At 68.7% G+C, this 12,893-nt stretch carries 12 protein-coding genes and 1 tRNA gene; 3 read left to right on the top strand and 10 right to left on the bottom strand.

Annotated elements, in window-relative coordinates; translation table 11 throughout:
* Positions 1-7: 7 nt before the first annotated feature.
* The 4 genes from ACEXOR_RS04665 to ACEXOR_RS04650 form a co-directional block, all read right to left on the bottom strand.
* Positions 8-904, bottom strand: coding sequence for a carbohydrate ABC transporter permease (locus ACEXOR_RS04665; RefSeq protein ID WP_374848225.1), 897 nt, complete (start codon positions 902-904; stop codon positions 8-10).
* Positions 904-1,854, bottom strand: a complete 951-nt coding sequence (locus tag ACEXOR_RS04660) for a carbohydrate ABC transporter permease (RefSeq protein ID WP_374848224.1) — start codon at positions 1,852-1,854, stop codon at positions 904-906. Before ACEXOR_RS04660 ends, ACEXOR_RS04665 begins: the two co-directional genes overlap by 1 nt.
* An 88-nt stretch (positions 1,855-1,942) precedes the next feature.
* A complete protein-coding gene (locus ACEXOR_RS04655; protein ID WP_374848223.1) occupies positions 1,943-3,214 on the bottom strand; it encodes an ABC transporter substrate-binding protein in 1,272 nt (423 codons plus the stop codon).
* Between the two features lie 183 nt (positions 3,215-3,397).
* Positions 3,398-4,417: a LacI family DNA-binding transcriptional regulator gene (locus tag ACEXOR_RS04650; protein WP_374848222.1), complete on the bottom strand. Its 1,020-nt coding sequence runs from the start codon at positions 4,415-4,417 to the stop codon at positions 3,398-3,400.
* 161 nt (positions 4,418-4,578) lie between these two features.
* Between ACEXOR_RS04650 and ACEXOR_RS04645 the strand changes: the two genes are divergently transcribed.
* Positions 4,579-5,385 (top strand): alpha/beta fold hydrolase, encoded by an 807-nt coding sequence (locus ACEXOR_RS04645; protein WP_374848221.1) that lies wholly within the window; start codon positions 4,579-4,581, stop codon positions 5,383-5,385.
* Between the two features lie 85 nt (positions 5,386-5,470).
* Here the strand turns inward: ACEXOR_RS04645 and ftsY are convergent, their stop codons facing one another.
* The 5 genes from ftsY to ACEXOR_RS04620 form a co-directional block, all read right to left on the bottom strand.
* Positions 5,471-6,346, bottom strand: a complete 876-nt coding sequence (gene ftsY, locus ACEXOR_RS04640) for a signal recognition particle-docking protein FtsY (protein WP_374848220.1) — start codon at positions 6,344-6,346, stop codon at positions 5,471-5,473.
* Positions 6,339-6,611: a mycoredoxin gene (locus ACEXOR_RS04635; RefSeq protein ID WP_374848219.1), complete on the bottom strand. Its 273-nt coding sequence runs from the start codon at positions 6,609-6,611 to the stop codon at positions 6,339-6,341. Before ACEXOR_RS04635 ends, ftsY begins: the two co-directional genes overlap by 8 nt.
* Before the next feature lie 123 nt (positions 6,612-6,734).
* Positions 6,735-7,712, bottom strand: coding sequence for a ribose-phosphate diphosphokinase (locus tag ACEXOR_RS04630; RefSeq protein WP_374848433.1), 978 nt, complete (start codon positions 7,710-7,712; stop codon positions 6,735-6,737).
* A gap of 21 nt (positions 7,713-7,733) precedes the next feature.
* Positions 7,734-9,176, bottom strand: a complete 1,443-nt coding sequence (gene glmU / locus ACEXOR_RS04625; RefSeq protein ID WP_374848218.1) for a bifunctional UDP-N-acetylglucosamine diphosphorylase/glucosamine-1-phosphate N-acetyltransferase GlmU — start codon at positions 9,174-9,176, stop codon at positions 7,734-7,736.
* Positions 9,177-9,297: 121 nt separating this feature from the next.
* A tRNA-Gln gene (locus tag ACEXOR_RS04620) sits at positions 9,298-9,369 on the bottom strand.
* Between the two features lie 109 nt (positions 9,370-9,478).
* Between ACEXOR_RS04620 and ACEXOR_RS04615 the strand changes: the two genes are divergently transcribed.
* A complete protein-coding gene (locus ACEXOR_RS04615) occupies positions 9,479-9,937 on the top strand; it encodes a MarR family winged helix-turn-helix transcriptional regulator (RefSeq protein ID WP_374848432.1) in 459 nt (152 codons plus the stop codon).
* Positions 9,938-9,953: 16 nt separating this feature from the next.
* Here the strand turns inward: ACEXOR_RS04615 and ACEXOR_RS04610 are convergent, their stop codons facing one another.
* Complete coding sequence (locus ACEXOR_RS04610; protein WP_374848217.1) at positions 9,954-11,759, bottom strand: ABC-F family ATP-binding cassette domain-containing protein; 1,806 nt, start codon at positions 11,757-11,759, stop codon at positions 9,954-9,956.
* A gap of 152 nt (positions 11,760-11,911) precedes the next feature.
* On the opposite strand from ACEXOR_RS04610, the gene ACEXOR_RS04605 reads away from it, so the two are divergent.
* Positions 11,912-12,865, top strand: a complete 954-nt coding sequence (locus tag ACEXOR_RS04605; RefSeq protein ID WP_374848216.1) for a manganese catalase family protein — start codon at positions 11,912-11,914, stop codon at positions 12,863-12,865.
* Positions 12,866-12,893: the final 28 nt, after the last annotated feature.

Below are 12,893 nucleotides of genomic sequence, written 5' to 3'. Positions count from 1 at the left end.
TGCCCGCCTACTTCAGCCCTGTGCTGGCGACGCTCTCGATGAAGCGCTTCTGCACGAAGAGGAACATCACGGCCAGGGGCACCACGGCGATCAGCGAACCGGCCATCATCACGCCGTAGGGCACGATGCCGCTCGGGCCGGTGAGCAGGGTCAGCCCCGAGGTGATGGTGCCCATATCCTGCTGGGTGGTGAACACCAGCGGCCACAGCAGGTCGTTCCAGTTGTTGACGAAGGTGTAGATGCCGAGCGTGAGCAGGGCCGGAACCGCGTTCGGCAGCACGATGCTGCGGAAGATGCGGAACTCGCTCGCCCCGTCGATGCGCGCGGCGTTGTCGAGGTCGCGCGGCAGCGAGAGGAAGAACTGACGCAGGAAGAAGATGCCGAAGGCATCCGCGGCCCTCGGGATGATCAGCCCCCAGAAGGTGTTGACCCAGCCGAAGTCGGCCACCAGCTGGTAGATCGGGATGAGGGTGGCCTGGAACGGGATCATCAGGCTCGCGACGATCACGATCAGCAGCACGCGGCTGCCCCGGAAGTCGACCCGCGCCAGCACGTAGGCGGCGAGGGAGTCGAACACCAAGGCGCACAGCGTGACACCGCCCGCGAACACGAAGCTGTTCAGGATCAGCCGGCCGAACGGGAGCTCGGTGAAGATGCGGGTGAAGTTGTCCAGCGTCCAGTCGCCCGGCACCAGCGAGGGCGGGAAGGCGTTCACCTCGGCCACGGGCTTGAAGGCGGTGAAGACGATGATGATGATCGGCAGCAGCACCAGCAGGGCGACGGCGAGCATGGCGGCGAAGAACAGCCACGGGCCGATCCGGCGCAGGGGCGCGCGTCGCTTCGCCGTGGAGCGCGCGACCGGCGCATCCGGCGTGCGGGGCGGTCGTTCGGTCAGAGCGGTCATCAGCCCACATCCTTCTCGCGTCGGCCGGTGACGAAGAACTGCACCAGGCTGAGGATGAGCGTCGCGATCAGCAGCACGTACGACAGTGCCGAGGCGAACCCGAGGTCGAGGTCTTTGAAGCCGGACTGGTAGATCTGCATCACCACGGTCTGGGTGCTCTTGTACGGGCCGCCGCCGGTCAGCACATAGATCTGGTCGAAGGCCTGCAGCGCGGCGATGGTGGCGATGATCAGCACGAAGCCGGTGGTGTTGCCGAGCAGCGGCATCGTGACGTTGCGGAAGCGCGACCACGGCCCGGCGCCGTCCATCTTCGCGGCCTCGTAGAGACTGCCCGGGATCTCCTGCAGCCCGGCCAGGAAGACGATCATGTAGAAGGCGAAGTTCTTCCACACCGCCACGAGCACCACGGTGGGCATCGCCAGCACCGGGTCTTGCAGCACGTTGCCGATGCGGATGCCGAAGCCCTGCAGCCAGTAGTTCAGCAGGCCCACCTGCGGGTCGAGCAGGTATTGCCAGGCGAAGGCCGCCACGGCGAGCGACACGATGAAGGGCAGGAAGAGCCAGGTGCGGAACACGCCCCGGAAGGGCAGGTACGGGCTGTTCAGCGCGAGGGCGAGCGCCAGGGCGAGGATGACCGCGAGCGGCGTGAACATCACGGTGTAGAGCACCGTGTTGCCCATCGCCCGGAGGATGTCGGGATCGGTGAAGACCTCGGTGTAGTTGTCGAGGCCGATGAACTTCTCGCGGCCGAAGCCGCTGGCATCGGTGAACGACAGGCGCAGCGCCGAGATCATCGGCCAGAACACGAACAGGGTGAGGATGCCGAGGGCCGGCAGCAGGAAGCCGGCGATCGTCAGCCGGCGCTTGGCCTGGCCGCCGAGAGGTCCGCGGCCGCCGAGCTGGCCCGGGGGGCGGTAGCGGCGGGGCGGCCGGGTGGCGTGAGTGGTCATCTCGGATCCTTCGCGTGGGGGCTCTGGTCGGGCAGCGGATGCGCGGGGCCGGGCTGGTGAGCGGGGCCGGCCCCGCGCATCCGAGGGGCTACTGCTCGTCGAGCGTGCCCTGGATGGCGGTCTGGGCGTCGCCGAGCAGACTGGGCACGTCGCCGCCGGCCAGTGCCTTCTGCGTCGCGACATCCATCTCGGTGAGCACGTCGGAGCTGTCGACCACGCCCGGCAGCAGCGCACGGCTGGTGCCCGCGATCTCGGTGAGCGCGGCGACCGTGGGGTTCTCGGCCACGTCGGAGGCGGGGATGTCGGTGCGCAGGGGCGGCCAGCCCGAGCCGAGCGACCAGGCGGTGGCCACCTCGGGCTCGAAGAAGTAGGAGAAGAACTCCTTCGCCGCGGCGGCCTTCGCGTCGTCGGCCTGCGCGGTGATGCCCATCGAGACGCCGATGGCCGAGGCGGCCTGCTGCTTCGGGCCGGCGGGGATCGCGGCGATGCCGTAGTCGATGGCATTGTCTTTCGCGATGGAGGCCATCCACGGGCCGCCGATGGTCATCGCGACCTTGCCCGAGCTGAACAGCTCGTCGGCCTTCACCCCGTCGACACCGGTGGGCGAGATCTTGTCGTCGATGACGGCCTTGCTCCAGTACTCCAGTGTCTCGGCGTTCTCGGGCGAGTCGATCACGGCGGTCGTGCCGTCGTCGACCACGTCACCACCGTTGCCGTAGAACAGGCTCGGCCAGACGCCGTTGGCGACCGTGGCGTGGTCGGGCAGCACCATGCCGTACTGCTCGGGCGTGCCGTCGCCGTTCTGGTCGACGGTGAGCTTCTTGGCGTCGGCGACCCACTCGTCCCAGGTGGTGGGGAACTCGGTGATGCCGGCCGCGGCGAACAAGGCCTTGTTGTAGAAGACCGAGAGCGGCACGAAACCGGTGGGCACGCCGTACGGGGTGCCGTCGACCGTCTCCATGGCGACCGCCTGGGGGTTGAGCTCGCTCGTGTTGCTCGCGTCGTCGGCGTAGAAGTCGGTGAGGTCGGCGAACGCGCCCTTCGAGGCGTAGACGGGCAGGCGCTCGGCCGGCATCGCCACGATGTCGGGGCCCTGGTCGGCCGAGAGTGCCGTGAGGAGCGTGTCGTCGATAACCGCCCAGGTCTTGACCTCGGTCTGGATCTTCACGTCGTCGTGCGAAGCGTTGAAGTCATCGACGATGCCCTCGAGCACGTCTCCGTCGGCCTCGGTGTAGCCGTGCCAGAAGGTGAGGGTGACCGGGTCGCCCGAGCTGGAGCCGGAGTCGCTGCCGGACGAGCACGCGGCGAGGCCGAGCGAGGCGACCGCCAGCACGGCGACCGCCGTGAGGAGCTTTTTCATGAGGAGCCTTTCTGCCGGGTGACTGCTGTGTCGGCCGGCGCGACGTCGTCGTCTGTACAGGGTGAGCTGTGGTGGGGTGCTTCTTCAACCATTTACAACGTTGTAGGTAAACGTTGTAGATGAACAGTAACCCCGACTCCGAACAGTGTCAACCAGGCACCGTACGCGCGTCTCGGAACGCCGTCACGCCCGTGAGGGCGCCGATTCTCGGGGCACGACGGAGAAGTCCACCAGGATCTGCTGCGGGTCTTTCGGCCGGGTCTCGTGCTCCCGGATGCGCTGCACCAGCAGCGAGACGGCGTGCTCGGCGATCCGCTCACGACCCGGATCGATCGTGCTGAGGCTGGGCACGGTGTACTGCGCTTCGTCGATGTTGTCGAAGCCCATCAGTGCCACGTCTCCGGGAACCCGGATGCCCTTCTCCTGCAGCACCCTGAGGGCCCCGAGCGTGAGGGCGTCGTTCAGGCCGAACACGGCATCGAACGCCACACCGCCATCGATCAATTCGCGCATCGACGCGGCGCCGTTGGCGCGATGCCAGAGCGTGGTGTAGCTCACGAGCGCCGGGTCGAAGGGGATGCCGGCCGCGTCGAGCGCATCGCGGTACCCGCGCAGACGAAGCGCGGCCGAGCCGACGACCTCGCCCTCGTGGGCACCGATCACCGCGATGCGGCGGCGCCCGGAATCGATCAGGAACCGGGTCGCAGCTTCGGCGGCCTCGACGTTGCGCATGGTGACGTGGTCGACCGGGCCACCGAAGATCCGTTCACCGAGCAGCACCATCGGATAGTCGACGTCGAGATGGCCGACGTCCTCCTGCCCCATGCCGAGCGGGCTGAAGATGAGGCCGTCGGTCAGGCGCATCCGCGGGCTGGTGAGCACCGCGATCTCGCGGTCGCGATCGGCGCCGGTCTGCTCGATCTGCACCACCATGCCCTGCTTCTCCGCATTCGCGATGACTGCATCCGCGAGCTCGGCGAAGTAGCTGAGGCTGAGCTCGGGAAGCACGAGGCCGATCACCCCACTGCGCCCGCTGCGCAGGCTCCGGGCGGACAGGTTCGGCTGGTAGCCGAGCTCGTCGATCGCCGCCTGCACCCTCTGACGCGTCTCCGGGCGGATGTGCGGATAGTCGTTCACGACGTTCGACACGGTCTTGATCGAGACGCCCGCGAGATTGGCCACATCGTGCAGCGTCGCAGCCATCTCATCCCCTTGCCGTGCGGTGGTCACCCCACACTACAACGTTGTACAGTCGCGGTCGGCGTCGGGCCCGCGGCACGGCACGGCACGGCACGGCACAGCACAGCACAGCACAGCACAGCACAGCACGGCACGGCACGGCACGGCACGGGTAGCGTGGTCGCGTGGAGTTCGCGACCAATCCCCATGACGGAACACGCATCGCCTACCGGCACACCGCGGCCACCGGCGACACCGCCCAGACGGCCACTCCCGTCGTGCTCGTGCACGGCACGGCACTCTCGCAGGCCATCTGGCGGGGCTTCGGCTATCTGAAGGCCCTCGGCGCCGAACGGCCCGTCATCACTCTCGACCTCCGTGGGCACGGGCGCAGCGGCACGCCCCACCGGCCGGCCGACTACGACATGGCCCGGTTCGTCGACGACGTGCTCGCCGTGCTCGACGCTCTCGCCCTCGACCGGGTGCACTACCTGGGGTACTCGCTCGGTGCCCGCGTGGGGTTCTCGCTGGCTGCCGCGCATCCGGAGCGGCTCGCCTCGTTCGTGAGCGTGGCGGGAGCCCCCGGCACGGGGGTCGGCACCTTCGACAAGGTGTTCTTCACCGGCAGCATCGAGGCGCTCGAGCGCGGCGGCATGGCGGGGTTCCTCGCGGAGTGGGAGCGCGCATCCGGAAGCCCGGTCGACCCGATGACCCGCACGGCGTTCCTGGCGAACGACGCACCGGCTCTCGCGGCCTACATGCGTGAGACCGAGCGTCAGCCGACGGTTCCGGATGCCGCGATCGCACGTTTCCCCATGCCCGTGCAGCTGCTCGCCGGCACCCGCGATCGCCCGCGCCTGCGTGCGGCCGAGAACGTCAAGGCTGCGCTGCCCGGCGCCGAGCTCGTGCTGCTCGACGGAGCCACCCACGCCGACACCCCCAGGCACCCCGACGCGCTGCCCGCCATCCGCACCTTCCTCGCCCGCACCTGAGTTCCCGCGCCCCCCTGAGCGCTAATGCGTCGCGAAAAACCGTGCTCAAGCGCCCGTGGGCACGACTTTCTGCGACGGAACGGCGTCAGCCCACGAGGTTCTGGGCGAAGACGTGCGGCGTGAAGCCCGTGAGGTCGTTGATGCCCTCGCCCTGGCCCACCAGTTTGATGGGGATGCCGGTCTTCTCCTGCACGGCCAGCACGAAGCCGGCCTTCGCCGAGCCGTCGAGCTTCGTGATCACGAGCCCGGTCACTCCGGCGTGCTGGATGAACGCGTCGGCCTGGGCGAGCCCGTTCTGCCCCGTGGTGGCGTCGAGCACGAGCAGCACCTCGGAGACCGGCGCCTGCTTCTCGATGACGCGCCGGATCTTGCCGAGCTCATCCATCAGCCCGCCCTTGGTCTGCAGGCGGCCGGCCGTGTCGATGATCACGATCTCGGTGCCGTTGGCCTTGGCCTTCTCGATGGTCTGGAAGGCGACCGACGCCGGGTCTTGACCCTCGTGCTGCGGACGCACGATGTCGGCTCCGGCGCGCTCGGCCCAGGTGGCGAGCTGCTCGACGGCCGCGGCGCGGAACGTGTCGGCCGCCCCCACCACCACCGAGCGGTCGTAGGTCTTGAGGAAGCGGGCGAACTTGCCGATCGTGGTGGTCTTGCCCACACCGTTCACGCCCACGACCAGCACGACGGCGGGACGCTCGGTGAGCTTGAGGGTGGGGTCGTACTTGGCGAGCCGCTCCTCCATGGTCTCGCGGAGCATCCGCTGCAGGTCGCGCGGGTCGGTGGTGTTGTAGCGCTGCACCTTCGCACGCAGCTCGTCGACCACCTGCTCGGTGACGGTGGGGCCGAAGTCGGCCTTCAGGAGCGCGGACTCCAGGTCGTCCCACGTCTCGTCGTCGATGGTGCGCTTCTGGAACATCCCGCGCAGAGCGCCGGACAGCGACCACGGGGTGCGATCAGCCAAGACGCTCGGACACCTCGCGCGCCGACGGGTTCGTGGCCGTCGAGCCGTCGGGGAAGATCAGGGTGGGCACCGTCTGGTTGCCTCCGTTAACCTGGGCGACGAGCTCGGCGGTGCCGTCGACCTCTTCGATGTTCACCTCGGTGTAGGCGATGCCCTGCGCGTCGAGCTGCGACTTCAGGCGCTTGCAGTACCCGCACCAGCCGGTGGAGAACATGGTGACGGAGCCCGCGGCGGGCGTGTAGGTGTCGATCGAGGCGATGCTCATGCGACCCAGTTTAAGCCGGTCGACGGATGTCGGCGGCACGAGCCGCGCATCCGGTGCCCGCTGTGCGCGAACTGCCCAGGCGTCGCCGACACGATCGGCCCAGGCGTCGCCGACACAATCAACTCAGGCGTCGCCGTCGAACATGGTGGTGACGGAGCCGTCGGAGAAGACCTCGTTGATGGCCCGGGCGATCAGCGGCGCGATGGGCAGGATGGTGAGCCTGTCCCAGTGCTTCTCGACCGGGATCGGCAGGGTGTCGGTGACGACGACCTGATCGATGAACTCCGACTGCAGGATGCTCGGGGCCGGGTCGGAGAAGACGGCGTGCGTCGCCGCCACCACCACGCCGGTGGCGCCGTTGGCCTTGAGGGCCTCGGCGGCGGCCACGATGGTGCGGCCGGTGTCGATCAGGTCGTCGACCAGCAGGCACACGCGGCCCGCCACGTCGCCCACGATCTCGTGCACGCTGACCTGGTTCGGCACCCGCGGGTCGCGGCGCTTGTGGATGATGGCGAGGGGTGCGCCGAGCTTGTCGCTCCAGATGTCGGCCACGCGCACGCGGCCCATGTCGGGGCTGACGACGGTGAGGGTCGACGGGTCGAGCTCCTTGCGCATGTGCTCCATCAGCACGGGCATGGCGAAGAGGTGGTCGACGGGGCCGTCGAAGAAGCCCTGGATCTGGGCGGCGTGCAGGTCGACCGACATGATGCGGTCGGCGCCGGCGGCCTTGAAGAGGTCGGCCACGAGGCGGGCGGAGATGGGCTCGCGGCCGCGGCCCTTCTTGTCCTGCCGGGCGTAGGGGTAGAACGGCGCCACGACCGTGATGCGCTTCGCGGAGGCCCGCTTCAGCGCGTCGACCATGATCAGCTGCTCCATCAACCACTCGTTGATGGGCGCGGTGTGCGACTGGATGACGAACGCATCCGCCCCACGCACGCTCTCGCCGTAGCGGATGTACAGCTCGCCGTTGGCGAAGGTGCGCGCCTCGGTGTCGACCAGGGTGGTGTCGAGCTCGGCCGCGATGTCCTGAGCCAGTTGCGGGTGAGCTCGCCCTGAGACGACGAGGAGGGACTTCTCTCCGCTGGCCTTGATTCCGGACACCAATTCTCCGCTCGTTCGGGTCTAACTCGCGTCGATCTCGCCGTCGCGGGCCGCCGCGGCCGCTTTCGCCGCCGCCGTGCCCGCCCGGTTCTGTTCGACCCAGTCGGCCATGTTCCTCTGGGGAGCCACGTTGATCGCGAGCGAGCCGGCCGGCACGTCTTTTCGGACGACCGTTCCGGCACCCGTGTAGGCGCCGTCTCCGATTCTAACGGGGGCGACGAACACGTTGTGCGACCCGGTTCGAACGTGCGAGCCCACTTCGGTGCGGTTCTTGGTCACGCCGTCGTAGTTCGCGGTGATCGTACCGGCGCCCACGTTGGACTCCACGCCCACCTCGGTGTCGCCGATGTACGACAGGTGCGGCACCTTCGAACCGGCACCGATGTGCGAGTTCTTCGTCTCGACGAAGGTGCCGATCTTGCCGCCCGCATCCAGTACCGTGTTCGGCCGCAGGTAGGCGAACGGGCCCACGGATGCGCCGGCGCCGATCACGCTCAATGTCGCGTCGGTGCGCTTCACCACCGCGTTCTCACCCACCTCGCAGTCGACGAGGGTGGTGTCGGGGCCGATCTCGGCGCCGCGCGAGACGCTGGTGGCGCCCTTGATCTGGGTGCCGGGGTGCACGGTGACGTCTTCGGCGAGGCTCGCCTTCAGGTCGATCCAGGTGGTGGCCGGATCGACGATGGTGGCGCCGGCGAGCTGCCAGCCACGCACGATCAGGGCGTTCAGCTTGGCGGCCGCCTCGGAGAGCTGGGCCCGGTCGTTCACGCCGGCCACGAGCCAGGGCTCGGCCACGGAGACTGCGGCCACGTCGGAACCGGCACGGCGGAGCAGGCCCACCACGTCGGTGAGGTACTTCTCGCCCTGCGCGTTGGCCGTGGTGACCCTGGCCAGCATGTCGCGGAGCTCGGCCAGGCCGAACACGTACACGCCGGCGTTGATCTCGCTCAGGGCGCGCTCGGAGTCGGTGGCGTCCTTGTGCTCGACGATGCGGTCGAGCAGACCGTCGGGGGTGCGCACGATGCGGCCGTACCCGGTGGGGTCGGGGAGGTTCGTGGTGAGGAGCGTGGCCGCCGAGCGCGTGGCCCGGTGCTCGCCGACGAGGGCGCGCAGCGTGTCGGCGTCGAGGAGCGGGACGTCGCCCGACACCACCACGACATCGCCGTCGAAGTCGGCGGGGAGGGCGCCGATCGCCTGCTCCACCGCACGGCCGGTGCCGGGCACGTCGTCCTGGTCGACGATCAGGGAGCTGGGGAAGTGGTCGTGCACGACCTCCTGAACCTGGTCGCGCTCGTGACGCACCACCGTGACGGTGTAGGCGGCATCCATCTCACCGGCCGTGGCGAGCACGTGACCGATGAGGGGCACGCCGGCGATCTCGTGCAGAATCTTGGGGAGGCTGGACTTCATGCGGGTGCCCTGGCCGGCGGCGAGGACGACGATTGCGAGGTTCTGATCGGTCATCGGTTCCGGACTCCTTCGTGGGGATACGACCGTCATAGGTCGTGTTGTGCAGAGTGCCCCGGCTGAGGGCTGCCGTCTTTCGGAGCGGAGGGGAATCGATCCGCAGGATCGAATCCCATCGCTCCGCCTCCAGGGTTCGAACCTAGACCTAACAGCTCCAAAGGCTGTCGTGCTGCCATTACACCAAGGCGGAACGCCGGGGTCGGCGCAGTAGACCAGTCTGCCAGACGACGTGTCGCCATAATGGTCAGGTGAACAATCGGGAGGCGCGCGACACGGTCGACGAGATCGTCGACGCATGGATGCGCGAGCGTCCGGGGCTCGACGTCTCGCCGCTGAAGATCCTCTCGCGGGTGTCCCGCCTGGCGAAGCAGCTCGAGAAGACCAGACGTTCGTCGTTCGCCACCGTCGGCCTGGAGTCGTGGGAGTTCGACGTGCTGGCGGCGCTCCGCCGCGCCGGCAGCCCGCACGAGCTCAGTCCGAAAGCGCTGCTCGAGCAGACCTACGTCTCCAGCGGCACGATGACGAACCGAATCGACGGCATGGTGCGCCGCGGGCTCGTCGAGCGCCGCACCGACCCGAACGACGGGCGCGGGGTGCGGGTGCGCATGACGGATGAGGGCCGCGACCGTGTCGACGGCGCCATCGCACACCTGGTCGCCGCCGAGACGGAGCTGCTCGCCGGCCTCACCAAGGCCGACCAGGACCGCCTGGCGGCCCTCCTCCGCCGCCTGTCGCTGGACATGGCCGCGAAGCGGTGACCTCGCCGGAGGCCGGCTAGTCGAGCTGTTCGGAGAGGGCCAGCCAGCGCGTCTCGTACTCGTCGATCTGCGTCTGCAGGGCCTGCAGTTCCGCGGTGAGCGCACCGAGGCCCACGTAGTCGCTCTGGTCGAACTCGGCGATGCGGTGGTGCAGGGTGTCGATCTGGCCGGTGAGCTTGTTGATCTTGCGCTCGAGCGACGAGCGCTCCTTCTCGGCGGCCCGGAGCTCGGCTCCAGCGAGGGCCGGCTGCGAGGCCCCGATCGACGAACCGGTGCCGCCGGCGCCGCGGTCCATTGCGCGGGAATCCGCGGATCCCTCCCCTGCCTTCCGCAGCGTGAGGTACTGCTCGAGGCCGCCCGGCAGATGCCGGAACCGGTGGTCGAGCACCGCGTACTGCTGATCGGTGACGCGCTCGAGCAGGTAGCGGTCGTGCGAGACGACGAGCAGGGTGCCGGGGAAGGAGTCGAGCAGGTCCTCCAGCGCGGCGAGCATGTCGGTGTCGAGGTCGTTGGTGGGCTCGTCGAGGATGAGCACGTTCGGCTCGTCCAGCAGGATCAGCAGCAGCTGCAGTCGCCGCTTCTGCCCACCCGACAGGTCTTTGACCGGGGTCATCAACTGCGCGCTGGTGAACCCGAGGCGCTCGAGCAGCTGGCCGGGGGTGAGCTCCTTGCCTCCCGCAACGTAAGACGTGCGGTAGCGGCCGATCACCTCGCTCACACGGTCGCTCTGCACGTCCTGCAGCTCGGCGAGCTGCTGCGTGAGGGTGGCGATCTTCACGGTCTTGCCGCGCTTGACGGTGCCCGTGGTGGGTGTGACGGCTCCCGTCACGAGGCCGAGCAGCGTCGACTTGCCGGCGCCGTTCACGCCCAGGATGCCGGTGCGCTCACCCGGAGCGATGCGCCACTCCACGTCCTGCAGCACGAGCTTGTCGCCGAACGACACCGACACGTCGAGGATGTCGACGACGTCTTTGCCGAGGCGGGCGGTGGCCATCTGGGTGAGCGAGACCGTGTCGCGCACGGGCGGCTCGTCGGCGATGAGTTCGGCCGCGGCATCCATGCGGAATTTCGGCTTGGACGTGCGGGCAGGAGCCCCGCGCCGGAGCCAGGCGAGCTCCTTCTTCATCAGGTTCTGCCGCTTGGACTCGGTGGCGCTGGCCATGCGGTCGCGCTCGACCCGCTGCAGGATGTACGCGGCGTAGCCGCCCTCGAAGGGCTCGATCAACCGGTCGTGCACCTCCCAGGTGTCGGTGGACACCTCGTCGAGGAACCACCGGTCGTGCGTGACGACCGCGAGCCCGCCGGAACCGGCCGGCCAGCGCTTACGCAGGTGCTGCGCGAGCCAGGCGATCCCTTCGACGTCGAGGTGGTTGGTGGGCTCGTCGAGGAAGATGACGTCCCAGTCGCCCACGAGCAGCGCGGCGAGCGCGACCCGGCGGCGCTGGCCGCCCGAGAGGGTGCCGATGACGGCGTTCCAGTCGAAGTCGTTGAGGAGCCCGGCGATCACGTCGCGCACCCGGGCGTCGCCCGCCCAGACGTGCTCGTCGAGGTCGCCGACCACGGCCTGCGCCACGGTGAGGGACGAGTCGACGGTATCGGCCTGGTCGAGCATGCCGAGTGTCACCCCGCGACGCCGGGTGACCCGGCCGCTGTCGGGTTCGATACGCCCGGAGAGCAGCGAGAGCAGGGTCGACTTGCCGTCGCCGTTGCGCCCCACGATGCCGATGCGGTCGCCCTCGTTGATGCCGACGGTGACGGAATCGAAGATGACTCGGGTGGGATATTCGAGATGGAGCGCCTCAGCGCCCAGGAGATGAGCCACCCGTCGAGGGTACAGGGCGCGGATGGGAGCGCGGCGCAGGGCTGATCTTCCCTTTCGCGCCGGGATGCGCAAGGGGGGCCTCGCAACCGGCCGGCCGGAGCAGGGTGAAAAGCGGATGGCACTCCGCCATCCGTCACTCACGGAGGTCGACCATGTATTTCCACGCTCAGGAATGGATCAACGAGATCGCCGAGGACGAGCCGGATCCCGCAGCCGCGAACGCACTGCAGGAGGGGCTCGGAGGCCAGTTCGGCGAGATGCGCACGATGATGCAGTACCTCTTCCAGGCCATGAACTTCCGCGGCCCGGCGGCGAAGCCGTACCGCGACCTGATCCAGGGCGTCGGCACCGAGGAGATCAGCCACGTCGAGCTCATCGGCACCACCATCTCGCGCCTGCTCGACGGTTCGCCCCGCTACACCGGCACGCTCACCGATCCGCTCGACACCCCGGGCGCCGGTGGAGCCACGCCGCTGAACATCGCTCTCGATGCGGGCAACATCCACCACTACCTCGTGGGCGCCCAGGGCGCCTTGCCCGTCGATGCCGCGGGCAATCCGTGGCTCGGCAGCTACGTGTACAACTCGGGCAACCTCGTGCTCGACCTGCTGTACAACCTGATGCTCGAGTCGACCGGACGCCTGCAGAAGTGCCGCATCTACGAGATGACCGCCAACAAGACGGCCCGCTCGACGATCGCGTACCTGATCGTGCGCGACCAGGCCCACGAGAACGCGTACGCGAAGGCACTCGAGACGCTCGGCATCGACTGGAAGAAGACGCTGCCGATTCCGAAGACCAACGCCGAGAAGTTCCCCGAGGTGAAGAAGCTGGTCGACCTGGGTCTGCAGAGCAAGCAGTACTCGTTCGACCTCAAGGGCGAGTCGGAGGCCGGCCGCATCTTCCAGGGCGCATCGCCGTCGAACGACGGAACCGACCTCGTCGCGAGCGAGCAGGCGCCGATCGGCACCCCGTCGTTCATCGCTCCCGAGCGGCTCGAGGAGTTCAGCCCCGGGCTCGACCCCGACCTGCTGAAGCTCATCCAGCAGACCGCGGAGATCGAGATGGCCGAGGTCGAGAACGCGTTCGGGCCCGTCAAGGCCTGATCCCACGCCCCGGCGCATCGGTGTGCTG

This window comes from Herbiconiux liangxiaofengii (assembly GCF_041927335.1).
In the GTDB taxonomy this organism is placed as follows: Bacteria; Actinomycetota; Actinomycetes; order Actinomycetales; family Microbacteriaceae; genus Herbiconiux; species Herbiconiux liangxiaofengii.
Note: the sequence above shows the minus strand (reverse complement) of the source record. Positions and strands in the feature narration are given on the sequence as shown.